At 66.4% G+C, this 25,624-nt stretch carries 20 protein-coding genes and 1 pseudogene; 8 read left to right on the plus strand and 13 right to left on the minus strand.

What is annotated here, in order from left to right; all coding sequences use genetic code 11:
- Together AWJ14_RS22955 and AWJ14_RS21605 are read right to left on the minus strand one after the other, a co-directional pair.
- Positions 1-224, minus strand: a pseudogene (locus AWJ14_RS22955) (redoxin family protein); the annotation flags it as partial.
- 96 nt (positions 225-320) lie between these two features.
- On the minus strand, positions 321-1,208 hold the full coding sequence (locus tag AWJ14_RS21605) for a protein-disulfide reductase DsbD domain-containing protein (RefSeq protein ID WP_083220427.1): 888 nt from the start codon (positions 1,206-1,208) through the stop codon (positions 321-323).
- A 321-nt stretch (positions 1,209-1,529) separates the two neighbouring features.
- On the opposite strand from AWJ14_RS21605, the gene AWJ14_RS21610 reads away from it, so the two are divergent.
- Positions 1,530-2,081 (plus strand): YqgE/AlgH family protein, encoded by a 552-nt coding sequence (locus tag AWJ14_RS21610; protein ID WP_425349669.1) that lies wholly within the window; start codon positions 1,530-1,532, stop codon positions 2,079-2,081.
- Positions 2,082-2,141: 60 nt separating this feature from the next.
- Here the strand turns inward: AWJ14_RS21610 and AWJ14_RS21615 are convergent, their stop codons facing one another.
- Genes AWJ14_RS21615 through thrC form a run of 4 tightly spaced genes read right to left on the minus strand, consistent with a single transcriptional unit; the run spans position 2,142 to position 8,451 of the window.
- On the minus strand, positions 2,142-5,048 hold the full coding sequence (locus AWJ14_RS21615) for an EAL domain-containing protein (RefSeq protein WP_066184583.1): 2,907 nt from the start codon (positions 5,046-5,048) through the stop codon (positions 2,142-2,144).
- A gap of 41 nt (positions 5,049-5,089) precedes the next feature.
- Positions 5,090-5,713, minus strand: a complete 624-nt coding sequence (locus tag AWJ14_RS21620) for a GNAT family N-acetyltransferase (protein ID WP_066184585.1) — start codon at positions 5,711-5,713, stop codon at positions 5,090-5,092.
- A gap of 23 nt (positions 5,714-5,736) precedes the next feature.
- Positions 5,737-7,035 carry a M16 family metallopeptidase gene (locus tag AWJ14_RS21625; protein ID WP_066184588.1) on the minus strand — a complete coding sequence of 433 codons (1,299 nt, stop codon included), beginning with the start codon at positions 7,033-7,035 and terminating at the stop codon, positions 5,737-5,739.
- Between the two features lie 18 nt (positions 7,036-7,053).
- Positions 7,054-8,451, minus strand: a complete 1,398-nt coding sequence (thrC, locus tag AWJ14_RS21630) for a threonine synthase (RefSeq protein ID WP_066184589.1) — start codon at positions 8,449-8,451, stop codon at positions 7,054-7,056.
- A 161-nt stretch (positions 8,452-8,612) separates the two neighbouring features.
- Here thrC and AWJ14_RS21635 point away from each other — a divergent pair, with 161 nt between their 5' ends.
- On the plus strand, positions 8,613-9,176 hold the full coding sequence (locus tag AWJ14_RS21635; RefSeq protein ID WP_245304413.1) for a hypothetical protein: 564 nt from the start codon (positions 8,613-8,615) through the stop codon (positions 9,174-9,176).
- Positions 9,177-9,188: 12 nt separating this feature from the next.
- On the opposite strand, the gene AWJ14_RS21640 is transcribed toward AWJ14_RS21635, so the two are convergent.
- Positions 9,189-9,878, minus strand: coding sequence for an HAD family hydrolase (locus tag AWJ14_RS21640; protein ID WP_066184595.1), 690 nt, complete (start codon positions 9,876-9,878; stop codon positions 9,189-9,191).
- Between the two features lie 276 nt (positions 9,879-10,154).
- Here AWJ14_RS21640 and AWJ14_RS21645 point away from each other — a divergent pair, with 276 nt between their 5' ends.
- Positions 10,155-11,288 carry a site-specific DNA-methyltransferase gene (locus AWJ14_RS21645; RefSeq protein WP_066184596.1) on the plus strand — a complete coding sequence of 378 codons (1,134 nt, stop codon included), beginning with the start codon at positions 10,155-10,157 and terminating at the stop codon, positions 11,286-11,288.
- A gap of 112 nt (positions 11,289-11,400) precedes the next feature.
- Here AWJ14_RS21645 and AWJ14_RS21650 read toward each other — a convergent pair whose 3' ends face one another.
- Positions 11,401-11,877, minus strand: coding sequence for a YciE/YciF ferroxidase family protein (locus tag AWJ14_RS21650; protein WP_066184598.1), 477 nt, complete (start codon positions 11,875-11,877; stop codon positions 11,401-11,403).
- A gap of 169 nt (positions 11,878-12,046) precedes the next feature.
- Between AWJ14_RS21650 and AWJ14_RS21655 the strand changes: the two genes are divergently transcribed.
- Positions 12,047-13,273, plus strand: a complete 1,227-nt coding sequence (locus AWJ14_RS21655; protein WP_066184600.1) for an NAD(P)/FAD-dependent oxidoreductase — start codon at positions 12,047-12,049, stop codon at positions 13,271-13,273.
- An 18-nt stretch (positions 13,274-13,291) separates the two neighbouring features.
- Here AWJ14_RS21655 and AWJ14_RS21660 read toward each other — a convergent pair whose 3' ends face one another.
- The 3 genes from AWJ14_RS21660 to AWJ14_RS21670 all read right to left on the minus strand — a co-directional run bounded on the left by AWJ14_RS21660 (position 13,292) and on the right by AWJ14_RS21670 (position 15,428).
- Entirely contained in the window at positions 13,292-13,933 is a 642-nt protein-coding gene (locus AWJ14_RS21660) for an HAD family hydrolase (RefSeq protein WP_066184602.1), read from the minus strand.
- Entirely contained in the window at positions 13,930-15,042 is a 1,113-nt protein-coding gene (mutY, locus tag AWJ14_RS21665) for an A/G-specific adenine glycosylase (RefSeq protein WP_083220428.1), read from the minus strand. Before mutY ends, AWJ14_RS21660 begins: the two co-directional genes overlap by 4 nt.
- A 200-nt stretch (positions 15,043-15,242) precedes the next feature.
- Positions 15,243-15,428, minus strand: a complete 186-nt coding sequence (locus AWJ14_RS21670) for a PLDc N-terminal domain-containing protein (RefSeq protein WP_066184605.1) — start codon at positions 15,426-15,428, stop codon at positions 15,243-15,245.
- A 255-nt stretch (positions 15,429-15,683) separates the two neighbouring features.
- On the opposite strand from AWJ14_RS21670, the gene AWJ14_RS21675 reads away from it, so the two are divergent.
- The 3 genes from AWJ14_RS21675 (at position 15,684) to AWJ14_RS21685 (ending at position 20,685) form a co-directional block, all read left to right on the plus strand.
- On the plus strand, positions 15,684-16,196 hold the full coding sequence (locus tag AWJ14_RS21675) for a DUF721 domain-containing protein (RefSeq protein ID WP_066184608.1): 513 nt from the start codon (positions 15,684-15,686) through the stop codon (positions 16,194-16,196).
- A 184-nt stretch (positions 16,197-16,380) separates the two neighbouring features.
- The gene (locus AWJ14_RS21680; protein ID WP_083220434.1) at positions 16,381-17,133 is read left to right on the plus strand and encodes a DsbA family protein; all 753 of its coding nucleotides are present in this window, start codon (positions 16,381-16,383) and stop codon (positions 17,131-17,133) included.
- Between the two features lie 87 nt (positions 17,134-17,220).
- Complete coding sequence (locus AWJ14_RS21685) at positions 17,221-20,685, plus strand: chromosome segregation SMC family protein (RefSeq protein ID WP_066184612.1); 3,465 nt, start codon at positions 17,221-17,223, stop codon at positions 20,683-20,685.
- Between the two features lie 4 nt (positions 20,686-20,689).
- Here the strand turns inward: AWJ14_RS21685 and AWJ14_RS21690 are convergent, their stop codons facing one another.
- Both AWJ14_RS21690 and AWJ14_RS21695 read right to left on the minus strand, forming a co-directional pair.
- Positions 20,690-21,982, minus strand: a complete 1,293-nt coding sequence (locus tag AWJ14_RS21690) for an alpha/beta hydrolase family protein (protein WP_066184614.1) — start codon at positions 21,980-21,982, stop codon at positions 20,690-20,692.
- A 100-nt stretch (positions 21,983-22,082) separates the two neighbouring features.
- On the minus strand, positions 22,083-23,225 hold the full coding sequence (locus AWJ14_RS21695; RefSeq protein ID WP_066184616.1) for a DegT/DnrJ/EryC1/StrS family aminotransferase: 1,143 nt from the start codon (positions 23,223-23,225) through the stop codon (positions 22,083-22,085).
- 380 nt (positions 23,226-23,605) lie between these two features.
- Between AWJ14_RS21695 and ppdK the strand changes: the two genes are divergently transcribed.
- Positions 23,606-25,624 (plus strand): pyruvate, phosphate dikinase (gene ppdK, locus AWJ14_RS21700; RefSeq protein WP_245304421.1); only part of this gene is annotated, 2,019 nt, incomplete at its 3' end.

The raw sequence follows: 25,624 nt of genomic DNA on the forward strand, positions 1-25,624 counted from the left end.
ACCACGGCGATCTCGTCCACGCCCTTGGCGAGGATCGCGTCGCGGTTTTCGAGATAGCCGGGCAGGTGGTTCAGGTGGCAGGTCGGCGTAAACGCGCCCGGCACGGCGAACAGCACCACCTTCTTGCCCGCGAACAGGTCGCTCGACTTGGTTTCGGTCATGCCCTCGGAAGTGGTTTCCTTGAAGGTGGCTTCGGGCAGTTTGTCCCCAATTGCAATCGTCACGTCGGCGCTCCCTTGTTGCCGTTGATGGAATGGGTGGAATTTAACGTGTGCCGCGGCGAATGCGAGTGCCGGGGCGAAATAATCCGCTGGCTTTCCTCAGCGCGAGAAGCCCGCGACAGGAATGCTCTGCGCAACTGCGCGCGGACCCAGGGTCACCACGAATTCAAGCGGAACCTTGTCTTCGGCCGCGATCGACTTCGGGACCACCTCGACCCGGATCGTCCAGCGCGCCGATCCCCCGTCGTCTCCGATGAGTTTGGGCGGGGCAAAGGCGAAGCCCGCAGGCCCCGCCACGAACAGCTCCGGGGCCGTGCCCGCCGGCCGGAAGCCGGGCAGGGAGGCGCTGATGGCGAGTTCCTTCGTGCCGGCATCGAAGCTCGCGCCTTCGAGCCGGAAGTCTTCGGCTGCGGGTTCGGGCAGCTCGGCGAATGCCTCGTCGATCAGAACCTGCTCTTGCGGGCTTGCGACGGCGTCTTCCGGCAAGGGGAGCTCGAACATGGCCTGGAACGGCACGCACATCTTTTCGCAGATGCCGATGAAGGCCGACGCCCTGAGCGTGACCGTGCCGCCTGCCGAACGGATCAGCGTTAGCGGAAACCGGACCGGTGCGGTATAGCCTGCCCAGACGGTGGAACCGTCATCCACGCGCACCGGCGCGGGATAGTCCATCGTCTCAAGCGACAGGCCCTCGCTTTGCGACAGATCGAGCATCGGCGGAATGCCCGCGCCGCCGGGGTCGCGCCAATAGGTTTTCCAGCCCGGGGCGAGGTCGATGTCGAGAACCGCATGCAGCGTGCCGTCGTCGCGCGGGGCCGGATCAACCACCAGCCGCATCCGGCCGCCCTCGGTCTCGGCCCAGCCGCTGTCGAGCGCGAGCGCCGGCGCGAGCCCGACAACGAGCGCCAGGAGGGAGCCCGCGGCGGCGGCGGAGAGCTTGCGCAGAGAGGAGGAAAAACCGTGCGGGGAAGGAACAGATGGCATCATGCCGCCAGTCTATCCGAACCGTCTGCCGCAAATCCATCCACTCCATGCTGACGCCGTCTCATTTTTGCGTGACCGGGCCACCGTGCACGCCGCGTTGCGGGGGCCGGAGGAGGGCATGGGTGGCCGCCGACCGGCGTCATTTGCGCGCATCCCGGGGGCAAAACCGCTCAATACGCTGCGCAAACGGCCGCCAATTGCGGCATTTGCCCTTTCCAAAAGCCCAAAACTTGCTAGCATTCCGGCATGTTCGGGATCGAAGACCATTTGACCCGGCGCGACCGGGGTTGCCTTGACGGGCACTTCCTCGTCGCCATGCCGGGAATGACCGACGAGCGCTTCGAGCGCACGGTGGTGTTCGTGTGCGCGCATTCGGAAAACGGCGCGATGGGCTTCATCCTCAACCGGCCGCAGCCGCTGAGCTTCGAGGAACTCGTGCAGAATCTCGATCTCGACGGCCGGCTCGCGCCGGCGGGGCGCCCTGCGCTGAAAATCGGCATGAGCGAATGTGCCCGCGATTTCCCGATCCAGCTGGGCGGCCCGCTCGATTCCGGACGCGGATTCGTGCTGCATTCGGACGATTACATGAGCCAGTCGACGATGCCGGTCAACGACGAATTGTGCCTGACGGCGACCGTCGACATTCTGCGCGCGATCAAGGACGGCTGCGGTCCGCGCCGCGGCATCATGCTGCTCGGCTATGCCGGCTGGGCCCCGGGCCAGCTCGAAAACGAGATCTTCGCCAATGCCTGGCTCTCCTGCCCGGCCAGCGACGACATCGTCTTCGATACCGATCACTCGAGCAAATATGACCGGGTGCTTGCCTCCATGGGCATCAGCCCGGCGATGCTGTCGACCGAAGCCGGCCACGCCTGAACCACGACGATCCGGCATCAGCCCGCGAAGTGACCGCCGCTTGCGCCTGGCTGCGGCAGCTCAGCTTGCCTTGGCGATCGGGAAACGCTCCCTGAGAAGCTTCAGCACGGATTCGCTGCCGATCGGCGGTCCGAACAGGAAGCTCTGGCCATAGTCGCAGCCCATCTCGGAGAGCTTGAGCGCGTCTTCCTCGGAGGAGACCCCCTCGGCCACCACCCGCATCTCGAGTTGCTTGGCGAGATCGATGATCGAGCGCACCAGCACGCCGCCCTTGTCGGAGCGGTCGACGACCAGCGACTTGTCGATCTTGATGGTCTGGAACGGGAACCGGGTGAGGTAGGACAGCGACGAATGCCCGGTGCCGAAATCGTCGAGCGTGAGCCCGATGCCGGCGTCGGCCAGCCGCGACAGCGTCATCAGCGCCTGCTGCGGATTGTGCATCACCAGCGTCTCGGTCAGCTCCAGCCGGAACCGTTCCGGGTTGCAGCGTGTCGTCGAAATCACCTTGATCACGTCGTTGCACAGGTCGCTCTTGAGCAGCTGCGCGCTCGACAGATTGACCGACATGAACACCGGCAGTTCGCCCAGGCTTTCCTGCCAGCGCGCCAGGTCCTCGGCCGATTGCTTGAGCGAATACATGCCGAGTTCGAGGATCAGGTCGGAGGCTTCCGCCACCGGAATGAACTCGGAGGGCGGCACGGTGCCGCGCTTGGGGTCTTCCCAACGCAGCAGCGCCTCGAAACCCGCGATCTCGGCGTCCTTCAGCTGCACGATCGGTTGGTAGACCAGCGTGAGTTCGCGTCGCTCGACCGCGCGCCGCAAATCGCTTTCGAGCCGCTGCCGGTCGGAGCCGACGGTGCGGAAGGCGGGACGGAACGGTTCGATCCGGTTGCCGCCAAAACGCTTGGCCTGGTACATCGCCAGTTCCGCGTCCTTCATCAGGTCGTCCGGCACGGCGTTGCTTTCCACCCAGGTGACGAGGCCGATGGAGGCGGTGAGGCGGATATCCTGGCCGGCGAAATCGATCGGTGCGGAGATCGCCTTGGAGATCGCTTCGGCGAGGGCGGCCACCTTGACCGCGTCCTGTTCGGAAACCAGCACGAGCCCGAACTGGTCGCCCGAAATGCGCGCCAGCGTGTCCTGCGGCTTGAGCAGCCGCTTCATCCGCCGGGTGAGGGCGAGCAGGATGGTGTCGCCCACCGACATGCCGAGCTTGTCGTTGACCTGCTTGAAGCGGTCGAGATCGATCATGAACACGCTCGGGCGCACATCCGGATTGCGCTCGGCCATCGAGATCATGGTCTGCAGCCGGTCGAGGAACAGCTGCCGGTTCGGCAATCCCGTCAGGTTGTCATGCACCGCATCATGCAGCAACCGGTCTTCCGAGGTCTTCTGCTCGGTCACGTCGATGATGGTGCCGACGCAGCGGATGACTTCGCCGTTCGAGCCCAGAACCGGCCGCGCCCGCAGCGCCATCCAGTGGTAATGGCCGTCCTCGGCGCGCATGCGGAACTGGTGGTTGAGCCGGCCCTTGCGGTGTTCGAGCAGCACGTCGAGGGCGGTGCGGAACCGGTCGCGGTCGTCGGCATGGACGCGCGGCAGCCAGTTGCGCGCAGGGCCCGTCAGCGCACCGGGCGAAAGGCCGAGCTGCGGCGCGATGTCGGGGGAGGTGACCAGCCGGTCGCGGGCGACATCCCAGTCCCACACGGTGTCGCCGCATCCGGCGAGCGCCATCGCCTGGCGTTCCATGTCGGAAAACAGGCCCTGGTGATAGGCGCCGCCGGCAAAGGCATGCTGCATCACCGTGAAGCCCATCAAGAGCACGATCAGCACCAGGCCGCCGCCGAGCGCGGGCTGGACGATGTCGTTGGCAAGCTGGCCGGTGACCGTGAGCCAGGCCCCGAACAGCCAGCACAAGATCAGCGCCCAGGTGGGAATCAGCATCACCGCCCGGTCGTAGCGGTTGAAGCCGAGATAGGCGATCAGCGCCACGCCCGCCACCGCGGTCGCCGCAAACGACATGCGGGCGATGCCCGAGGCCAGTTGCGGGTCATAGATCGCCACCGCGAACAGCCCGCCAAGCCCGAGAATCCAGGCCATCGTCACATAGGAGAGATTGGTGTGCCAGCGGTTGAGATTGAGATAGGTGAACAGGAACACCACGAGCCCGGTGGCAAGCAGCACCTCTGTGCCCGCGCGCCAGATCCGCTCGTCGCCGGGCGTCACGCTGATGAGCTTGGACAGGAACCCGAAATCCACCGACACATAGGCGAGCACGGCCCAGGCGAGCGCCGCGGTGGCGGGCAGCATCGAGGTGCCCTTGACCACGAACAGGATGGTCAGGAACACCGCGAGCAGCCCGGCGATGCCGAGCACGATGCCGCGATAGAGCGTGTAGGCGTTGACCGTGTCCTTGTAGGCTTCCGGCTCCCACAGATAGATCTGCGGCAGGTCGGGGGCTGCGAGTTCGGCCACGAAGGTGATCACCGTGCCCGGGTTGAGCGTGATGCGGAAGACGTCGTCCTCGCTGTTTTCCACCTTGTCGAGCGCAAAGCCCTCGCTCGGGGTGATGCTCAGGATCCGGGTCGAGCCGAGATCGGGCCAGAGCAGGCCGGAGCCCACCAGCCGGAAATGCGGCGCCACGATCAGCCGGTCGATCTGCTCGTCGGTGACATTGGCGAGCGCGAAGACGGCCCAGTCGCCCGAATGCTGCGGCGAACTCGCGCGCACCTCGATGCGGCGGACGATCCCGTCGGAGCCCGCGGCGGTCGAGACCTGGAAGGCCTCGCCGCGACGCTTGTAGATTTCGGTGGTGGCGGTCAGGTCGAGCGCGGTGTCCTCGCGGCTGATCTTGACCGGTTCGATCGCGCGCGCCGCGGGCACGGCCGAAAGCACCGCGAAAAAGATCATGAGCAGGCTCAAGAGCCACGACAGCGCCCCGCCGCGCGCACGACCCCATGCGTCCATCGGCCCGCAAGGCCGCTCATCTGTGAAACGGGAAATGCCTATCATCCGCCGGAACCGGATCCTTTCGCGCGCATGGCCTGCCAGTCTTCGGCCACCAGCGCGTAAAGCAGGTGATCGCGCCATGCGCCATTGATCTTCAGGTAGCCCTTCAAATATCCCTCGCGCTGAAACCCGACCTTTTCAAGGAGCCGCTGGCTTCTCTGGTTGTCGGGAATACAGGCGGCCTCGATCCGGTGCAACCGCATCCGCTCAAACACATGGGGAATGAGGCATTTCAACGCGTCGGCCATGAAGCCCTTTCCCGCATAGGGCTCGCCCATCCAGTAGCCGAGCGTGCAGCTTTCGGCCGCGCCGCGCCGGATCGAACCGAGTGTCACGCCGCCGATCAGCCGGCCGGTCGGCTTCTGGCAGACGAACAACGGCAGCGCCAGGCCGGCCTCGCGGTCGGCCTGATAGCGCTGGATCCGGTAGCGGAACGACGGCCGGGTGAGGTCGTCGTGATGCCAGCTCGGCTCCCACGGTTCGAGGAAGTCGCGGCTGGCCGCGCGCAGCTTGCTCCACTCGGCATGGTCGGCGAACACCGGATGGCGCAGGAATGTTCGTTCTCCCTCCAGCCGAAACTCTTCGAGTGTCCGGCTGCGGAAACGAAACACCGGAGGCGCCATGGCGGACAGGATCCTCCCGAGGGTTACTCGGCGGCGGCGGTGCGTCCGCCAGTTCTGCCAAGTCTGTGAGCCATGTCGGGAATCGACAGGAGATTGCCGACCGGGCCGATCGCGGACACGGTGATCGGGGTGTCGAAGAACAGCCGGCCGGCAAGGTCCGACAGGCGCTGCGGCGTGAGGTTGGCGAGCCGCTCCATCAGTTCGGCATTGCTCACGGGGCGGCCGAACAGCAGCATCTGCCGGGCGATCTGGCTCGCGCGCACGGCGGGGCTTTCCTGCGCCATCAGCAGGCCCGAGCGCACCTGCGCCCGCGAGCGGTTGATTTCCTGCTCCTCGACGCCGTCGGCCGCCTTGGCGAGTTCGGACAGGATCACCGGCACCAGTTCGCCGAGATCTTCCGCGCCGGTGGCGGCATGGACGCCGAACAGGCCCGAATCCGAAAAGCCCCAGTGGAAGGCGTAGACCGAATAGCACAGGCCGCGCTTCTCGCGGACTTCCTGGAACAGCCGCGAGGACATGCCGCCGCCGAGAATGTTGGCGAGCAGCTGCGAGCAATAGAAGTCGCGCACCTGGTAGGCACGGCCCTCGAAGCCGATCAGCACCTGCGCGTCCATCAGGTCGCGGGTCTCGCGGTAGTCGCCGCCGGTATAGGTCGCCGCCGTGATCGAGCGGAGCTGCGTGCCGGTCGGCTGGATCGACTGGCCGAAGCGCTCGTCCACCAGCTTGACGAAGGCGTCGTGGTCCACCGCGCCGGCCGCCACCACCACGATCCGGTCGCCGGTGTAATGGCGGGCGAGATAGCCGCGGATCTGGTCGGGCGTAAAAGCCTTGACCGTGTCGGGCGTGCCGAGAATCGGCCGGCCGATGGTCTGGTCGCGGAAGGCGGCTTCGGTGAACTTGTCGTAGACCACGTCATCGGGCGTGTCGTTGGCCGCCCCGATCTCCTGCAGGATCACGTGCTTTTCGCGCGTGAGTTCGTCCTCGTCGAAGGTGGAATCGGTCAGGATGTCGTGCAGGATGTCGATGGCGAGCGGCACGTCGTTCTTGAGCACGCGCGCGTAATAGGAGGTGGTTTCGGTCGAGGTCGCGGCGTTGAGTTCGCCGCCGACATTCTCGATCTCTTCGGCGATCTGGCGGGCGCTGCGCTTGCGCGTACCCTTGAAGGCCATGTGCTCGAGCAGGTGGGCGATGCCGTGTTCGGCGGCTGTCTCGTCGCGCGAACCCGATTTCACCCACACGCCGAGCGCGACGCTCTCCAGGTGCGGCATTTTCTCGGTCACGACGGTGACGCCGTTGGCGAGCGTGGTGGTTTGAACTTGCATCTTGTTACTTTCCCCGGATCACCGCGTTGCCCGCGTCAGGGACAGGATATGGGCTTCCACCTTGTCCTGTTCATTGGGCACGACGCTGAACCGTTCCTCCCGTTGCATCAGGTCAGAGAGCCACGACGGGAGCGCGGGGTCAATACCACAGGCTTTTTTTACGGCATCCGGGAACTTGGCCGGATGTGCGGTCGACAGCGCGATCATCGGCGCCGACGGCTTTTCAAACCTGTTTGCGACATATACCGCCACGGCGGTGTGAGGGTCGAGCACATAGCCGGTCTCGGCCTGGACATCGCGGATCACCGCCTTGACCTGGCGTTCGCTCGCCCGGCCGGCGCGGAATTCCTTGCGGATCGCCTTGAGCGCCGGCTCGTCGATGTCGAAGGCGCCCGATTGCTTGAGGCCCGACATCGCCCGGCGCACCGCGCTTGCGTCGCGCCCGTGCGCATCAAACAAGAGCCGCTCGAAATTCGACGAGATCTGGATGTCCATCGACGGCGAGGTGGTGGGGCTCACGCCGCGCATCTCGTAGCGCCCGGTCCGCACGGTGCGCGCCAGGATGTCGTTCTCGTTGGTGGCGATCACCAGCTTGTCGACCGGCAGCCCCATGCGCTTGGCGCAGTAGCCGGCGAAGATGTCGCCGAAATTGCCGGTCGGCACCGTGAACGAGACCTTGCGGTCCGGGCTTCCAAGCGACACGGCGGCGGTGAAATAATAGACGATCTGGGCCATGATCCGCGCCCAGTTGATCGAGTTGACGCCCGACAGCTTCACCCGCTCGCGGAAGGCGGCGTGATTGAACATGGCTTTGACCAGGTCCTGGCAATCGTCGAAATTGCCCTTGACCGCCATCGCATGCACGTTCGACGCCGTCGAGGTGGTCATCTGCCGCTGCTGCACCGGCGAGACCCGGCCTTCGGGAAACAGGATAAAGATGTCGGTGCGGTCACGGCCGGCAAAGGCGTCGATCGCAGCCCCGCCGGTGTCGCCGGAGGTGGCGCCGACAATGGTCGCGCGTTCACCGCGCTGGGCCAGAACATGGTCCATAAGCCGCGCGATCAGCTGCATCGCCACGTCCTTGAAGGCGAGCGTCGGCCCATGGAACAGCTCCAGCACGAAGCTGTTGGGACCGCTCTGAGAGAGCGGAACGACCGCGGGATGGCGGAAGCCGGCATAGGCCTCGTCGATCATGGCGCGCAGCGCCACGGGCTCGATTTCGCCGCCGGTGAAGCGTTCGATCACGCGAAACGCGATCTCCTGATAGCTCTGGCCGCGCAGGCCGCGGATCTCCTTGCGCGTGAAAGCCGGCCACTCCCTGGGCACGTAAAGTCCGCCGTCGCGGGCAAGGCCCGCCAGCAAAGCATCGCTGAATCCCAGAACGGGAGCTTCGCCTCGTGTCGAAATATAGTCCACAGATACATTCTCCGAAGGTGGACGCGGATCGCGCAAGATGAGATAACGCCGGTCGAATTTTCGCCGCGCGGCTGATATAGACCATGGGCGGTCGTCATGCAAAGGCACACTGCGACCGAGGGGGTATCTCCCTGCATTGTGCGAGTAAAGGTAGATCTATCGTGTCATACAGAATGTTGCGTTTCGTTCCCGCACTCCTCAGTGCAGCCTTGATCGCCGGCTGTACCTCGGCCGATCCGCGCGCGGTGCTCAATTCGGGCGCCAAGGGGCAGCAGGCCGCCATCGATCCGGTCACCAATGCCGAGGTGATCCAGGGCACCTGTCCGCAGGTGTATCTGCGCGAAGGCACGGCCTATTTCACGAAATACGCAAAAGGCGGCGACGGCGACGCCTCCAAGGTGATGCACCAGGCGTCGCTGTCCGATACCACCCGCCAGTGCCGGGTGAGCGGCGACCAGATGATCGTCACGGTGGCGGCCTCGGGCCGGGTGGTGACCGGTCCTGCCGGCAAGGCCGGAACGGTGGAGGTGCCGATTCGGGTGGCCGTCTCCGAGGGCGACAACGTGCTCTATTCGGACCTGCAGAAATTTCCGGTCACGGTGCTGGAAGGCATGCCGGCCGAGCAGTTCATCTTCACCAATGCCAATGTCACGTTCCCGGCCGCCAAGGCGGGCGCGGTCAAGCTCTATGTCGGCTTCGACCCGGGCCCGTACAACACGCCCTGATCGCTGCGATCGTCACATGAGTTCGGACCAGGCCGCGAGCGCCTCGACGGTGGCGGGCAGGTCGCGCATGCGGCTGATCACGGTTTCGGCTCCGGCTTCGGTCAGTTGCTCGGCATGACCGGGGAAGCTGTGCGAGCCGCCGGTAAAGCCCACCACCCGCATGCCCGCCGCCTTTGCGCCCTGCACGCCGTGCACCGAATCCTCGACCACCAGCACGTTTGACGGATCGACCTTGAACTGCGCCGCGCCGTGCAGGAACACGTCGGGCGCGGGCTTGGTGCGGCCTTCGCCGAGATCGCGGGCCGAATAGACATGATCGCCGAACAGCCGGTCGAGCCCGGTGCGCGCGAGCATGGCCTTGAGCCGGTGCCGGGTCGAATTCGAGCAGACGCAACGCTGGCCGCCGATGCGCGCGATCGCCTCGGCGACGCCGTCGATCGGCTGCACCTCGGTCGCAAGCTTCTTGTCGAGGATCTTTTCAGATGCGTCGATCAGCTGTGCCGAGAGCGGAATGCTCGACTGGCGCTCGACCTCGAACAGGATGTCCTTCCAGGTCAGGCCGGCGAAGCGCTCGGCCATTTCCTCCGGCTCGATCGGGAAGCCGGCCTCGGTCAGCAGTTTGGATTCCACCTGGGCGGCGATGATCTCGCTATCGACGAGAACCCCGTCACAATCGAAGATGATGAGGTCGAATCCGGGCATGGGGCTGCTCCTGCATGGCCTGAGGCAAACGGGGAGGGGAAATCGCTCCCGGACCTATAGCAAGAGGGGGACGCAGGCAAGGGAGGCGGGCACGTCCACGCCATGGCGAAACCCGGTCCGCACCGCCTGGCAAGGCTGCCCTTATCAGGCCACCACGCATCGCGCCGGGGCGGCGAATCCCCCTTTGGGCAGGCAATTTCGCGGCGTTCACCAGATGTTTACCCTGTTCGGTAACCATGATGATCAGTTGTTGCGTCCGCGTAGTGTGAGTATCCCATGGCCCATCCAGTCTCGCTTGCCGAAATCCGTTCCGTCTCCGACAGCCGCCAGTCGTGGCTCGACACGATCATCAAGGGCGACTGCGTCGCCGCGCTGGAGGCGCTGCCGTCCAATTCCGTCGACGTGATTTTCGCCGACCCGCCCTACAATCTCCAGCTCGGTGGCGATCTGGCCCGGCCCGACCAGTCGATGGTCGATGCGGTCAACGATCACTGGGACCAGTTCGAGAGCTTTGCCGCCTACGACGCCTTCACCCGCGCCTGGCTGCTCGCCTGCCGCCGGGTCCTCAAGCCCAATGGCACCATCTGGGTGATCGGTTCCTACCACAACATCTTCCGCGTCGGCTCGCAGCTCCAGGATCTCGGCTTCTGGCTGCTGAACGACATCGTCTGGCGCAAGACCAATCCGATGCCGAATTTCCGCGGTCGCCGATTCCAGAACGCACACGAGACCATGATCTGGGCCTCGCGCGACCAGAAGGCCAAGAGCTACACCTTCAATTACGAAGCCATGAAGGCCGCCAATGACGATGTGCAGATGCGCTCGGACTGGCTGTTTGCGATCTGCACCGGGGCCGAGCGGCTCAAGGGCGAGGACGGCCGCAAGGTGCATCCGACCCAGAAGCCCGAGGCGCTGCTCGCCCGCGTGCTGATGGCCTCGTCCAAGCCCGGCGACGTGGTGCTCGATCCCTTCTTCGGCTCCGGCACCACCGGCGCGGTCGCCCGCCGTCTCGGCCGCCACTTCGTCGGCATCGAGCGCGAGCAGGACTATATCGACGCCGCCCGCGCGCGCATCGATGCGGTCGAGCCGCTGGGCAAGAACGAACTCACCGTGATGACGGGAAAACGCGCCGAACCGCGCGTGGCCTTCAACGTGCTGATCGAGGCCGGTTACGTCAAACCCGGCGACGTGCTCTGCGACGCCCGGCGCAAGCACCAGGCAATCGTGCGTGCCGACGGCACGCTCGTGGCCAATGGCCAGGCCGGTTCGATCCACAAGATCGGCGCCCTGGTGCAGGGGTTTGACGCCTGCAACGGCTGGACCTTCTGGCATGTCGACAGGCCCGACGGCTTGAAGCTGATCGACGATTTCCGCGCGACCATCCGTCTCGAGATGGCCCGCGCCGGATAGAAATCCCCACGATCCCGGCGGGTGTCACGTACCTTCAGTCCCCGCCGGTCGTGCAGCGCCCGGGATGCGTCGCACATCCCGGGCGCTCTGTCTTTCGCATCGGTGACAATGCTCAGGCCGCCTTGTTGAGGTCCGATACCGCCAGGTTGGTGAGCTTCGAATTGGCCGCCTTCTCCTGGTCGAGAATGCTGGTCAGCAGCTCGTGCGCCTCGGTGTGGCCCAGAACCTTGGCCCATTCGCGCAGCGTGCCGTAGCGGGCGATCTCGTAGTGCTCGACCGCCTGGCAGGCGCCGATCAGCATCACGTTGAGCGCTTCGCCATCGGCTTCCTCGATCAGGCCGTCGGTTTCCTTGATCAGCCCCTCGATCGCGTCGCATTTCTCGCCTTCGGCCTTCTTGCCGAGCGACTTGAACACCTTGTCGAGGGTCTTGATCTGCTCCTTGGTCTCCGTCAGGTGGGCTTCGACGGCATCCTTGAGCTTCTTGCTGGTGGCAGCCTTGGCAACCTTCGGCAGCGCCTTGGTCAGGGCATTCTCGGCATAGTAGATGTCCTTGAGGGTGTGTTCGAAAGCTTCCGATAGGGTCTTCATGTCAGTCTCTCCCTTGGTTGGTGGCGTGTCTCAACGCCTGACCGGGGTGCCTGTTCCACGGGTTTTCATCAATTTCGCACGGCCGCCGGCATCGGTCTCGGAGACCCGTTCGCGGCAGGGAACCAAAGCGGTTCTGGCGTGTTGGGCGAGGTTGCCGGAGAAAACCACCATGGATGCCGAAACCCGTAAGCGCGACCTTCGCAAATCCATGCCCCTGTGGGCATCGACGCCGTCGATCAGCGTCATCACCTCCAAATCCCCCTCATCGCGAAGCTATGACCTCATCGTGGTCGGCGCCGGCATTTCCGGCGCGCTCGTGGCCGAGGCGCTCGCCGACGGCAAGCGCTCGATCCTGGTGATCGACCGGCGCAAGCCCGTCACCGGCTCGACCATGGCCTCGACCGCGATGATCCAGCATGAGATCGACACGCCGCTGGCCGATCTGTCGCGGCTGATCGGCCCCAATGCCGCGGCCCGCGCCTGGCGACGCTCGGTCGCGGCGGTCCGTGCGCTCGGCGAGAAAGTGGCCGAACTCGATCTCTCCTGCGGATACCGCGAAAAGGCCACGCTCTATCTTTCCGGCGAGGAAGCCGGCGCGCGCAAGCTCGAGGCCGAAGCCAGGGCTCGCCGGTCCGCCGGGCTCGAGGTGGACTATCTCGGCGGCGCCGATGTCGCCTCCCGGTTCGGCATCGCCCGCGCCGCCGGCCTTGTCAGCCATGCGTCCGCCTCCTGCAACCCCGCGCAGCTGACGGCGGGCCTGTTGCGCGCTGCGCGCACGCGCGGCATCGAGATCGTCGAAGGCGTGGAGATCACCGATCTCGCCGAATTCGGCGAGCGGGTGGCGCTCGCCACCAATCAGGGCTCGCTTCTCGAGGCCGGGCATGTGGTGTTCTGCACCGGCTACGAATTCCTCGAAAGCGTGCGCCACAAGAGCCATTCGATCGCCTCCACCTGGGCGATCGCCACGCCCAAGGCCACGCAGGCGCTGCCGGACTGGCTTGCCGACATGCTGGTCTGGGAGGCGGCCGATCCGTATCTCTATTTCCGCATGACCCGTGACGGCCGGCTGATCGCCGGCGGCGAGGACGAGGACGACCCCGAGGCCTTCCAGTCCCCTGCCAAGCTCAAGTCGAAAACGAAACGCATCGCCGCCAAGATCTCGGCGCTCTTGGGCGTGAGCCTGCCGGAGCCGGAATTCACCTGGTCGGCGGGTTTCGGCGTCACCCCGACCGGGCTTCCCTATATCGACCGGGTGCCGGGCATGCGCCACGCCTACGCGGTCATGGGATTCGGCGGCAACGGCATCACCTTCAGCCAGATCGCCTCCGAGATCGTGCGCGCGGAAATCGAGGGCGGCAGCGATCCCGACTCGGGCCTGTTTCGCTTCCCGGTCTGAGCGACGGTCGTCGAAGGGTCAGAGCCCGTAGGATGCGAGGTCGGCCCTCAGCCTGTCGGCGTCGGTGAACAGCACCGCCTGCCAGCCGGCGGCGATCGCGCCCTCGACGTTCTTCTGGCTGTCGTCGATGAACAGGCAGCCGGCGGGATCGAGGTCGAAACTGCGTGTATGCGTTTCGTAGATCTCGCGATCCGGCTTGATCAGCCCGATCTCGCCCGACACCGTCACGCCGCGCGGCACCTTGAGGAACGGAAACCGCTCCTGCGCTTCCCTGAACGTGTCGGCGGCGAAATTGGTCAGCATCGTCACGTCGCGTCCCTGCTGGATCAGGTCGAGCATGACATCGACGCTCTGGTCATAGGCGTGGCTGACCATCTCGTGCCAGTGGATGCGGAATGCGCGGATCAGCTCGGCCTTTTCGGGAAATTTCGCGATCAGTTCGGCCTCCGCCTCGGCCCAGCCGCGACCGCGGTCCTGCTCGAGGTTCCATTCATGCGTGCACACATTGGCGAAGAAGTCCGCGCGTTCCCGCTCGTCCGGGATCAGGCGGCTATAGGGAATGTCGGGATCGTAGTGGATCAGGACCCTGCCGATATCGAACACGATATGGCGCACGGGCCGATGGGTGGTCGAAGGGGCGGTCGGGGTGGTCTCGCTCATGTCTTGCCTTTTCTGAACAGCGCCGGGAACGCGGCGCCAAGCGCCTTTTTCATCACCGTGGGCAAGGCCTCGCCCGGCAGCGAATCGGTTTTGCTCCACCAGCCCGGAAAATCGGGCGCGACGGTGACAACCGCATGAAAGACTTCGAGCTGCAACTCAAAATGTGTAAACACATGGGTGATTACACCCTTCAGATGCCAATCTGCGTCAAATGGCGCGGCCCCGGCGCCGGTGGCGCCGTCCGCACGCACCGTCCAGTCGGTGGTGGGAACCCCGGTCATGCCGCCGAGCAGACCCTTGTCCGGCCGCTTGACCAGCAGCACCGCGCCGTCGCCGCGCTCGGCCACGAAGGCGGCGCCGCGCCGCACCGGCTTCTCCTTCTTGGCGGGCTTGACCGGAAACTGCTCCTGGCGGCCCGAGGCGCGCGCCAGGCAGTGCGCGTCAATCGGGCAGAGCGCGCAGGCGGGCCGCTTCGGCGTGCAGATGGTCGCGCCGAGATCCATCAGCGCCTGGGCGAAATCGCCGGGCCGGTCCGCGGGTGTGGCGCGGTCCACGGCCGCGCGAATCTCCGGCTTGGCGGAGGGCAGGGGCGTGTCGATTTCGAACAGCCGGGTGAAGACCCGCTCGATATTGCCGTCCACCACCGCCGCCTTGCGGTCGAACGCGATCGCGGAAATCGCCGCGGCGGTGTAGGGGCCGATGCCGGGGAGGGCGCGCAGCCCGTCCTCGGTGTCCGGAAAGCGCCCGCCATGGTCCCGCGCCACCGCTTCGGCGCAGGCCTTGAGATTGCGGGCGCGGGAATAATAGCCGAGCCCCGCCCAGGCCTTCATCACGTCCTCGGTGTCCGCGGCGGCCAGATCGGTGACCGTTGGCCAGCGGTGAACGAAGCTGTCGAAATAGGATTTCACGGCCTGCACGGTGGTTTGCTGCAGCATGATTTCAGACAGCCACACCCGGTAGGGGTCTGGAACCACGCCCACTGCGCGCTCGGCCGGGCTGATCCGCCAGGGCAGCGTGCGCGCATGCCGGTCGTACCAGGCAAGCAGATGTGGCGCGAGATCCGGATCGGGATCTTTCGGCGCGGGCAAAGGCGAGGGGGCGGGGGACATCAAGCGGCGGCAACCCGTGGACGGACGGCATGAAGGACCCCGGGCGGAGACGGTCCGCCCGAGGCCCGGGTTTGGGGTGCAATCATGTCGCCTGGCGGGGCGCCGCGCAATCCGGCGCAGCGGTTTTCCCGTGCTGATGGCGGGGTGCCGCTACCTCTTGCAGGGCTACGCTTGCGGTTTCACCCGTCCGCGCGCCGCGGTCAGAGCCCGCCTTTCCGGCCGAGCAGCAGCCAGAGAAGGAGGCCGACCACCGGCAGAAGCAGGATCACCAGGATCCACAACAGCTTGCTTCCGGTCGAACCGCCGCCCTTGATGATCTGCAGGATTGCCCAGATATCGAGGATCAGGATGATGATCCCGAGAATGCCGCTGTATTCGAAACCCATGTCGTGTCTCCAGATGTGATCGCGCCGGAGTGGCGCCGTTCAAGGAACAAACTGTTCGGCCCGGCAATGGTTCCATCTCCGGCTGTCGCGACCGGTCCGGTGCGGTTCGCGCGATCTCCGTAGCGGCTGCCGATTGCGCCCCGGGAGGCTCGCGCGCGAGGAGGCGTGCAGTGCGCAAAAGGGACGCCGTCCTTTTCCTTGCCGCGTTTTCGCGCTATCCCGTTTGTCGCAAAGCGCATCCGAAAGAGGCCGAGTGTGGCAAAACCGTTCACCCGCAAGGGCAGTGTCCAGATCGCCGAGATCGCCAATGGCCTGATCGACCCGATCCTGGCCCGGCGCGCGGGCATCAACACGTTGCTGCTGGGGTCGTGGGACGAGATCGCCGGCGAGCAGTTTGCCGGCTGCTCGCGGCCCGAGCGCATCCGCTGGCCGCGTCAGGACGCGCCCGACGAGACCGGCGGCGGCTTCGCGCCGGGCGTTCTCACGGTCGCCTGCGAGGGCGCGCGGGCGCTGTTCCTGATGCACCAGGAGGCGGAGATGATCGCCCGCGTCAACGGCTTTTTCGGCTTCCGGGCGATCTCCCAGATCCGCATCGTGCAGAAGGCGGTGCAGGCACCCACCCGCAAGCCGCAGCCGCGCCCGCTCGATGCCGGCGAGAAGCGCCGCCTTGACGACATGCTCCAGTCGGTCGAGGATCCGAAGCTCAGGCAGGCGCTCGAACGCCTGGGCGCCGGCGTGATCGGCCGCCGTCCCAAGCGCACCGGTTGAGGGTGCGGGCATTCGCCCGGCGGGTCCGATCACGGCTGAGTGATCCGCATGCACTTGTTTGGCCACATTTGACGTTATAGGAGTCGGAACGAAACTGGCATCCCGACCCCGGGCGCCGGCGCGGGCAGGCCACGGACCGGTTTTGAGCGCGTCAACGAAGATGAATTCAAGAATGGGTGATTACATGTTTGCTTCGACGACCCGATTGACCGCCACCCTGGCCGTTTCGTTGCTGGCACTGTCGCTGACGGCCTGCTCCGACGAGGCCGACCGGGCACAGGCCACCACCGACGCCCCCGCCGCCGTGGCCGCCACCGAAACGGCCCCGCAGGTCTCCTCCGAAGTGACCGGCTCGACGACTGCCGCGGTGGAAGCGCCCAAGCCTGCCGGCGAGGTCGACATGGCCAAGCTGCTCGAACCCGGCCCGCTCAAGGAAATGGTGCTCGGCGACGAGAACGCGCCCGTCACCATCGTCGAATACATGTCGATGACCTGCCCGCATTGCGCCGATTTCCATGAGAGCAATTTCCCCGATCTCAAGCAGAAATACATCGAAACCGGCAAGGTCAGGTTCATCCTGCGCGAGTTTCCGTTCGATCCGCGCGCCGCAGCCGCCATCATGCTCGCCCGCTGCGCCCCCGAACAGCAGTTCTTCCCGATGGTCGACGTGCTTTTCCAGCAGCAACGCACCTGGGCATCCGCCTCCGACGGACGTGAAGCGCTTCTCCAGATTGCCCGCCTGGCAGGTTTTACACAGGAGTCCTTCGAAGCTTGCTTGACGAACCAGAAGCTTCTGGACGATGTGAATGCTGTCAGGGCCAAGGCCGCCAACGAATTTGGCGTGGATTCCACGCCGACCTTCTTCATCAACGGCAAGCGGTATCCGGGGAACATGTCGATTGACATCCTGTCGGCGATCATCGACCCGCAGCTCTAGGCGGGACAAAGACACGCCACTTCCGCGATCCCGTCGCGGGAGTGGCTTCGGTGCGTCGATATTCGGCCAGGACCGGGAGAGCCGGTCATGAAATTCACCAAGCTCCGCGTCCTGGGCTTCAAATCCTTCGTCGAACCGACGGAATTCCATATCGAGCCCGGCCTGACCGGCGTGGTCGGCCCCAATGGCTGCGGCAAGTCCAACCTTGTCGAAGCCATGCGCTGGGTGATGGGCGAGAATTCCTACAAGAACATGCGCGCCTCGGGCATGGACGACGTGATCTTCTCGGGCTCGGGCAACCGGCCCGCGCGCAACACCGCCGAAGTGGGCCTCTATCTCGACAATTCCGACCGCACCGCGCCCGCCGCCTTCAACGACGCGGACGAAATCCAGGTCACGCGCCGGATCGAGCGCGAATCCGGCTCGGTCTACCGCATCAACGGCAAGGAGGCGCGCGCCAAGGACGTGCAGCTCCTGTTCGCCGATGCCTCCACCGGCGCGCGCTCGCCCTCGATGGTGGGGCAGGGCCGGATTGGCGAGCTGATCCAGGCCAAACCCCAGGCGCGGCGGCAGCTGCTTGAAGAAGCCGCCGGCATTTCCGGCCTGCATTCGCGTCGCCACGAGGCGGAACTGCGGCTGCGCGCCGCCGAAGCCAATCTCGAACGTCTGGACGATGTCACCTCCGAACTCGAGTCCCAGGTCGAGAGCCTCAAGCGCCAGGCGCGGCAGGCCAACCGCTTCAAGATCCTGTCGGCGGAAGTGCGCCAGGCGGAAGCGATGCTTCTGCATCTCAGGTGGTCGCTCGCCAAGACCCAGGAAGGCGAGGCCGAGAGCGCGCTGGCCCAGGCCACCTCGAAAGTCGCCGAACTCGCGCAGGCGCAGATGGAGGCCGCCAAGAACCAGGCGGTCGCTGCCCACAAGCTGCCGGAACTGCGCGAGGCCGAAGCCTCGGCCGCCGCCGCGCTGCAGCGGCTGCAGATCGCCCGCACCCAGATCGACGAGGAAGCCGAGCGCATCGCCCGCCGCGGCGAGGAATTGAATCGGCGTCTGGCGCAACTCAAGACCGACATCGAGCGCGAGGAGCGCCTGATCGCCGACAATGCCGGCGTCATGCAGCGCCTTGCCGACGAGGAAGCCGAATTGCGGCAGGCGCTGGAAGGCTCGGGCGAGCGCTCGGCCGCGCTCAAATCCGCCTTCGAGGCGGCGCAGGCGAAGCTCGCCGAAAGCGAGGCCTCGCTCGGCGTGGTCACTGCCGAACGTGCCGAGGCCGCCGCCGAGCGCACCCAGCGCGAACGTGTGATCCGCGAGGCCGGCGAGCGCAAGGCCCGGCTCGACCGGCAGGTGGCAAGCCAGGATGCCGATCTCGCCGCCATCGCCCAGCGCATCGCCGGGCTGCCCGATCCGGCCCTCAAGCGCAGCGAGACCGAGGCCGCCGAAAAGGTGCTGGCGGAAGCCGAAGCGACACTGGCGCGCATCGAAACCGCGCTTGAGGCCGCGCGCGAGGCCGAAGCCGCCGCCCGCCAGCCGGTGACCGAGGCCAAGGCGAAGCTCAATGCGGTGGAGACCGAAGCCAAGACCATTTCCCGCATGCTCAATGCCGGCCAGGGCTCGGACCTGTTTCCGCCGGTGGTGGAGAAGATCAAGGTCGACCGCGGCTACGAGACCGCGCTCGGCGCGGCCCTCGGCGACGATCTCGACCTGCCGCTCGACCCCGCGGCGCCGGCGCATTGGGCCAAGCTCGATCCTTCGGGCGACGATCCGGCGCTTCCCGACGGGGTGACGCCGCTGTCGACCCATGTCCGCGCGCCGGCCGAACTCGCCCGCCGCCTGGCCCAGATCGGGCTCGTGGCCGATGCCGAGCACGGCCGCAGGCTGCATGCCTCGCTCCGGCCCGGCCAGCGGCTGGTCACCCGCGACGGCGCGATCTTCCGTTGGGACGGCTATGTTGCCTCCGCCGATGCGCCGACCCCGGCCGCGCTGCGGCTCGAGCAGAAGAACCGGCTGGCCGAACTCGACGCCGAGGCGGTGGAAGCCACCAAGGTCCTGCGCGCCGCCGAGCAGGCGCTGAGCGAAGGTGAGGCCGCGGTGTCAGCCCGGGTGAACGAGGGCCGCCTCGCGCGCGACCAGATCCGCGACGCGAGCCGCAATCTGAGCCGCGCCCGCGATGAGCTTGCCGCCGCCGAGCGGGCCTCGGGCGAGTTGTCCAACCGCCGCGCCGTGCTCACCGAATCCCGCGCCCAGATCGGTGCGCAGCTGGCCGAAACCGTGTCCGCGCTCGAGGAGGCGACGGAGGCGCTCAAGGCCTGTCCGGACCTGTCCGAGCTCGACGCAGCACTCGCCAGGGTCAATGCCGAGGTGGCCACCGACCGCGGCGCGCTGGCCGAGGCGCGGGCCGCCCATGAGGGACTGGAACGCGAAAACGCTTCCCGCGCGCGCCGGCTCGAGGCCATCGCCGGGGAGCGCGAGAGCTGGCGCGAGCGCGCCGCCAATGCCGAGAGCCATTTGGCGGCGCTGAAGAGCCGTTCCGACGAGACCGCCGCGGAAGCCGCCGGCATTGCCGAGGCCCCCGACGAGGTTGCAGCCCGCCGGCGCGAGTTGATGAGCCAGTTGAGCCAGGCCGAAAAGCGCCGCCAGGAGGCTGCCGATACGCTGGCCGCGGCCGAAACCCGTTCGCGCGAGGCCGACAGGGTGGCGACCGAGGCGATTGGCGCGCTGTCGCAGGGCCGCGAAGCGCGCGGCCGCGCCGAGGAACGGCTGATGGCCGCCCGCGAGCGCCGCGAAGACGGCGAGGCGCGGATCCGCGAGGCCCTGAATTGCGAGCCGCATCACGCGTTGCGCCTGACCGGGCTCGCGGCCGGCGCGCCGCTGCCGGATCCCGCGCAGATCGAACGCAATCTCGACCGGCTGAAGATCGAGCGCGAGCGGCTCGGCGCCGTCAACCTGCGGGCCGAGGAAGAGCAGAAGGAACTGTCGGACCGGCTCAACCTGATCGTCACCGAGCGCGAGGACATCATCGACGCGATCAAGAAGCTGCGCGCGGGCATCCAGAGCCTCAACAAGGAAGGCCGCGAGCGCCTGCTGGTCGCCTTCGACATCGTCAACGCCCAGTTCCAGCGGCTGTTCACGCATCTGTTCGGCGGCGGCACGGCGGAACTGCAACTGATCGAATCCGACGATCCGCTCGAAGCCGGCCTCGAAATCCTGGCCCGCCCGCCGGGCAAGAAGCCGCAGACCATGACGCTTCTGTCGGGCGGCGAGCAGGCGCTCACGGCCATGGCGCTGATCTTCGCGGTGTTCCTGACCAACCCCGCGCCGATCTGCGTGCTCGACGAGGTCGATGCACCCCTCGACGACCACAATGTCGAGCGCTACTGCAACCTGATGGACGAGATGGCGGCCTCCACCGAAACCCGCTTCGTCATCATCACCCACAACCCGATCACCATGGCCCGCATGAACCGCCTGTTCGGCGTCACCATGGCCGAACAGGGCGTGAGCCAGCTCGTCTCGGTGGACTTGCAGACCGCGGAGCAGATGCGCGACGCGGGGTAGGGGGCTATCGCCGCGCCTGCAGGCCATCCAGATAGGCTTCGACGAGGTGTTGCCAGAGTGACGGCACGGCCATCACCCAGTGCCCGTTTCCGCTGCCGCGCAGCTTGAACGCGTGGAAATCGGCATGGCCGCCGGCCTGCGTGAACTGGGCATGCATGCGCTGGCTGTGCACGATCGAATAATAGGGATCGTCTTCGCCGTAGAGCCAGAGTGTCTGGCCGGTGAACCCCGCTGCCTCCCGCGCCAAGGTTCCGTTGATCTCGGCTGCGGTATCGCAGGCTTCGCCCATCCAGCCGCCGACGAAATTGATGACACCGGCGGTCTCTTCGGGAAAGCGGCCCGCATAGGCCGCGGCCAGGTACCCGCCGCGTGACGCGCCCGAAAGCAGCACCGGCCCGTCCGTCACGTCCGGCCGTTGCTTCAGGGCGGCAATGGCGGCAGCGACGTCTTCGAGCGCCCTGTTGGCACCGGCGAGCGACAGGGAGGGCTCGCAGGTGTAGCCCTTGCTCCGGTCGGTGCCGAACCCTTCGTCGTAAAGCCCGTCGGACTGCCCCCGGCCGCGCCGTTGCGGAAAAGCCGCCAGATAGCCCTTGGCGTTGAGCAGTTCGGCCAGCCAGTCATTGCTCCAGGTCAGTTTGAACGCCTGCTCTTCGGTGCCCATGCCGGTGGAGCCGTGATTGATGACTGCGAGTGGGAACGGGCCGGGGCCGGGCGGACGGTAGAGGATGGTTTCGAGGGCGATGTCGCGTCCGTCTTCCACGAGCCGGGTCTGCAGCCGTTCCGTGGCGCCGATGTCCCAGTCGATCTGCCCGGCACCGGACGTGAGCTCAAGCAGATCCACCCGCTTCAGCACCGCGAAACTGTATCCGTCGCCGAACACCGCGCGCAGCCGCCCGGTCTCCGATGCGCTCAGGGTGATCGTCAGGCCTGAGCCGCTTGCGACAAGGTCGCGTCCGTCGATCCGGCCCTTGAGGCGGAACCAGGCGCGGTTGAACCCGATCTCCGGATTGGCGGCGACGGAATAGACCAGGGTTGCCTCGCCGTCGGGAGAAACGGACTCGATCACGAAGATGGTCTTGAGAAACCCGTCCCAGCGTCCGATCCAGGTGCCGGCGAAAGGCGATTCCCCGTCGGGTGCAGACCGTGTGTCAGTGGGCAGCAGCAGCCCGTCGACCTCGATTGCGCGGGAAGACGCGGTGGCGTGGCCGCTTGACAGCGAAAGCAGGACTGCGGCGATCAGGGCAGCGGAAAGCGCATAAGCGTCGGGGAGCAAGGAAAGGGATTGGCGGCTTGTCATAGGCTCTCTCAATGAGTTCTATCCTGCGGCTGAAGTCACCTTCAGCCGCATCCAATGACCGCAAGATCCGGTTAGCGCATTTCTGCCGGGTCGTGAAGTGCTACAGGGCCCCGATCAGCGCGTCCACCACCCGGTCCTGCGTCGCTTCATCGAGATAGGGGTGCATCGGGAGGCTCAACACCGCGCCCGAGAGCATGTCGGTGACCGGCAGTTCGCCGCCCGCCACGCCGTGGTGGGAATAGGCGTCCTGGCGGTGCAGCGGCTTGGCGTAGTACACTGCAGTCGGCACGCCCTTATCCTTCATGCCGGCCTGGATGGCGGCGCGGTCGGCGCCCTCGGGCAGCTTGACCGTGTATTGCGCCCAGACCGACTGCAGCCCCTCGGGCACCACCGGCGTCGCCACATGGCTGCCGAGCAGCTTCGAATAGCGCGCGGCAATGCGGTTGCGGGCCTCGATCTCCTCGTCGAAGATCGCCAGCTTCTCGATCAGGATCGCCGCCTGCAGCGTGTCGATGCGGCCGGTCATGCCGATGCGCACATTGTCGTACTGGCTGGTGCCCTTGCCGTGAAACAGGATCGAGCGGATGACGTCGGCCAGGTCCGCGTCATCGGTGAAGATCGCGCCGCCATCACCATAGGCGCCGAGCGGCTTGGCCGGGAAGAAGCTGGTGGCCGTCGCCATCGCCAGCGCGCCGACGCGGCGGTTGTGATAGCGCGCGCCATAGGACTGCGCGGCGTCGCCCAGCACCCACAAGCCCTCGCGTGCGGCGATCTTCGACACCGCGTCGTAATCGGCGGGAATGCCGAAGAGGTCGACCGGAATGACGCCCACCGGCTCTTGGCCGGCGGCACGGGCCGCCTTGATCGCCACTTCAAGCGAAACCGGATCCATGTTGAACGTGTCGGCGTCAACATCGACGAACCAGATATGCGCGCCGAGCCAGGCCACCACCTCGGCGGTGGCGACGAAGGTGAAGGCCGGGCAGAAGATCGCCTGGCCGGGCCGCACGCCCTTGGCCATCAACACCATCGCCAGCGCATCGGTGCCCGACGAGCAGGCGATCGAGTGGGCCGCGCCGCAATGGGCGCTCAGCTTCGCTTCGAATTCGGCCACTTCCGGCCCCATGATGTATTGCCCGTGATCGAGCACTCGGGCCATCGCCGCGTCGACACGCTCGCGAATTCGGGCCTGCTGGGCGGCCAGATCGACAAAACGGACGGGTTCGAGGCTTGCGGCTGACATGGTTCTGGGTGTCCCTTGGCTCGGTCTGATGCGGGTCCGCCGTGAGCCTTTGAGACGGACGAACCCTGTTGCCGTGTTAAAGCGCCACGCCATCCGGGTCCATATGCCAGCGCATTTTTCGACAGCGTTTGTGCAGTTGCAACAATCACTTTGCATTGCTCCTGGTGATGCGCCGTGACACAGGCCCGGTCTTGCCGCGGGCGCTGTCCGACACCCCGTGGCCCGCCCATGCGCGGCCGGTTCGGCGTCGCCCACCGGTTTCAATCGATATAGGCGGTTCAGCGGTCCCTGGCGGGGTTGACGCGTTGTCCGCGCACCGCCTAAGCGTTCGGCATGCCGGGACGCTTCACCAATCCGGCGGGTTATGTGGGGACATGAGCATGAGGAAATGGGTCTACACTTTCGGCGACGGGCAGGCGGAAGGCTCGGCCGCCGACAAGAACCTGCTGGGCGGCAAGGGCGCCAACCTCGCCGAGATGTGCAATCTGGGCCTGCCGGTGCCGCCGGGGCTCACCATCACCACCGATGCCTGTGTCTGGTATTACGAGAACGGCCGCACCATGCCCGACGGTCTCGAAAGCGCCGTGATCGAGGCGCTCGGCAAGGTCGGCGCGATCGCCGGCCGCACCTTCGGCGACCCGGAGCGGCCGCTCTTGCTTTCGGTGCGCTCGGGCGCGCGCACCTCGATGCCGGGCATGCTCGACACCGTGCTCAATCTCGGCTTGAACGACGAGACGGTTCTCGCCATGGCGCGCGATTCCGGCGACGAGCGCTTCGCCTTCGACAGCTACCGCCGCTTCATCCAGATGTATGCCGATGTGGTGATGGGGCTCGACCACGAGGTGTTCGAGGACATTCTCGAAGACGAGAAGGCCCGGCTCGGCCATGAACTCGACACCGACCTGTCCGCCGCCGAATGGCGCGGCGTCATCGCCCGCTACATGGCGATCATCGAGGAAGAACTCGGCGTTCCGTTCCCGCAGGACCCGCAGCAGCAGCTCTGGGGCGCGATCGGCGCGGTATTCGCAAGCTGGATGAATGCGCGCGCCATCACCTATCGCCAACTGCACGGCATTCCGGCCAGCTGGGGCACTGCGGTCAATGTCCAGGCGATGGTGTTCGGCAATCTCGGCGACCAGTCCGCCACCGGCGTGGCGTTCACCCGCAATCCTTCTACAGGCGCCAAGGAGCTCTATGGCGAGTTCCTGGTCAATGCCCAGGGCGAGGACGTGGTGGCCGGCATCCGCACGCCGCAGTCGATCACCGAAGCGGCACGCGTCGCCGCCGGCTCCGACCGGCCGTCGCTCGAAAAGCTGATGCCCGACGCCTTTTCCGAGTTCCTGTCGATCTGCGACCGGCTCGAGCGCCACTATCGCGACATGCAGGATCTCGAATTCACCATCGAGTCGGGCAAGCTGTGGATGCTGCAGACCCGCTCGGGCAAGCGCACCGCGCGCGCGGCGCTCAAGATCGCCGTCGACATGGCGGGCGAGGGACTGATCAGTCGCGAGGAGGCGGTGATGCGCATCGATCCCGCCTCGCTCGACCAGCTTCTGCATCCGACCATCGATCCGCACGCCACGCGCGACATTCTCGGCTCCGGCCTGCCGGCGTCGCCCGGAGCGGCGACTGGTGAGATCGTGTTCACCTCCGACGAGGCGGTGGAAGCGGCCAAGGCCGGGCGCAAGGTGATCCTCGTCCGGGTCGAGACCAGCCCCGAGGACATTCACGGCATGCACGCCGCCGAAGGCATCCTCACCTCGCGCGGCGGCATGACCAGCCACGCGGCGGTCGTTGCCCGCGGCATGGGAACCCCTTGCGTCTCCGGCGCCGGCGGCCTGCGCATCGACGCGCGCAACGGCACGCTGACGGCACTCGGCAAGACGCTCAAGGCCGGCGACGTCATCACGCTCGACGGCTCCTCCGGCCAGGTGCTCAAGGGCGCCGTGCCGATGCTGCAGCCGGAACTCTCGGGCGATTTCGGCCGGATCATGGAATGGGCCGACGAGACCCGGCGGATGAAGGTCCGCACCAATGCCGAAACGCCGGCGGACGCGCGTGCCGCGCGCTCCTACGGCGCGGAAGGCATTGGGCTTTGCCGCACCGAGCACATGTTCTTCGAAGGCGACCGCATCACCACCATGCGCGAGATGATCCTCGCCGGCTCCGAAGTCGGTCGCCGCACGGCGCTCGCCAAGCTGTTGCCGATGCAGCGCTCGGATTTCATCGAGCTGTTCGAGATCATGAAGGGCCTGCCGGTCACCATCCGCCTGCTCGACCCGCCGCTGCACGAATTCCTGCCCAAGACCGACGAGGAAATCGCGGAAGTGGCGGGCGTGATCGACGTCTCGGTCGAAAAGCTGCGCCAGCGCGTCGACGAGCTCCACGAGTTCAACCCC

Source organism: Parahoeflea olei (genome assembly GCF_001703635.1).
Lineage (GTDB): Bacteria > Pseudomonadota > Alphaproteobacteria > Rhizobiales > Rhizobiaceae > Hoeflea > Hoeflea olei.

Coding starts and splice junctions, on each gene's coding strand:
- AWJ14_RS21605 (WP_083220427.1), bottom strand. CDS start 1,208: ATGATGCCATCTGTTCCTTCCCCGCACGGTTTTTCCTCCTCTCTGCGC.
- AWJ14_RS21610 (WP_425349669.1), top strand. CDS start 1,530: ATGACCGACGAGCGCTTCGAGCGCACGGTGGTGTTCGTGTGCGCGCAT.
- AWJ14_RS21615 (WP_066184583.1), bottom strand. CDS start 5,048: ATGGACGCATGGGGTCGTGCGCGCGGCGGGGCGCTGTCGTGGCTCTTG.
- AWJ14_RS21620 (WP_066184585.1), bottom strand. CDS start 5,713: ATGGCGCCTCCGGTGTTTCGTTTCCGCAGCCGGACACTCGAAGAGTTT.
- AWJ14_RS21625 (WP_066184588.1), bottom strand. CDS start 7,035: ATGCAAGTTCAAACCACCACGCTCGCCAACGGCGTCACCGTCGTGACC.
- AWJ14_RS21640 (WP_066184595.1), bottom strand. CDS start 9,878: ATGCCCGGATTCGACCTCATCATCTTCGATTGTGACGGGGTTCTCGTC.
- AWJ14_RS21645 (WP_066184596.1), top strand. CDS start 10,155: ATGGCCCATCCAGTCTCGCTTGCCGAAATCCGTTCCGTCTCCGACAGC.
- AWJ14_RS21650 (WP_066184598.1), bottom strand. CDS start 11,877: ATGAAGACCCTATCGGAAGCTTTCGAACACACCCTCAAGGACATCTAC.
- AWJ14_RS21655 (WP_066184600.1), top strand. CDS start 12,047: ATGGATGCCGAAACCCGTAAGCGCGACCTTCGCAAATCCATGCCCCTG.
- AWJ14_RS21660 (WP_066184602.1), bottom strand. CDS start 13,933: ATGAGCGAGACCACCCCGACCGCCCCTTCGACCACCCATCGGCCCGTG.
- mutY (WP_083220428.1), bottom strand. CDS start 15,042: ATGTCCCCCGCCCCCTCGCCTTTGCCCGCGCCGAAAGATCCCGATCCG.
- AWJ14_RS21670 (WP_066184605.1), bottom strand. CDS start 15,428: ATGGGTTTCGAATACAGCGGCATTCTCGGGATCATCATCCTGATCCTC.
- AWJ14_RS21680 (WP_083220434.1), top strand. CDS start 16,381: ATGTTTGCTTCGACGACCCGATTGACCGCCACCCTGGCCGTTTCGTTG.
- AWJ14_RS21685 (WP_066184612.1), top strand. CDS start 17,221: ATGAAATTCACCAAGCTCCGCGTCCTGGGCTTCAAATCCTTCGTCGAA.
- AWJ14_RS21690 (WP_066184614.1), bottom strand. CDS start 21,982: ATGACAAGCCGCCAATCCCTTTCCTTGCTCCCCGACGCTTATGCGCTT.
- AWJ14_RS21695 (WP_066184616.1), bottom strand. CDS start 23,225: ATGTCAGCCGCAAGCCTCGAACCCGTCCGTTTTGTCGATCTGGCCGCC.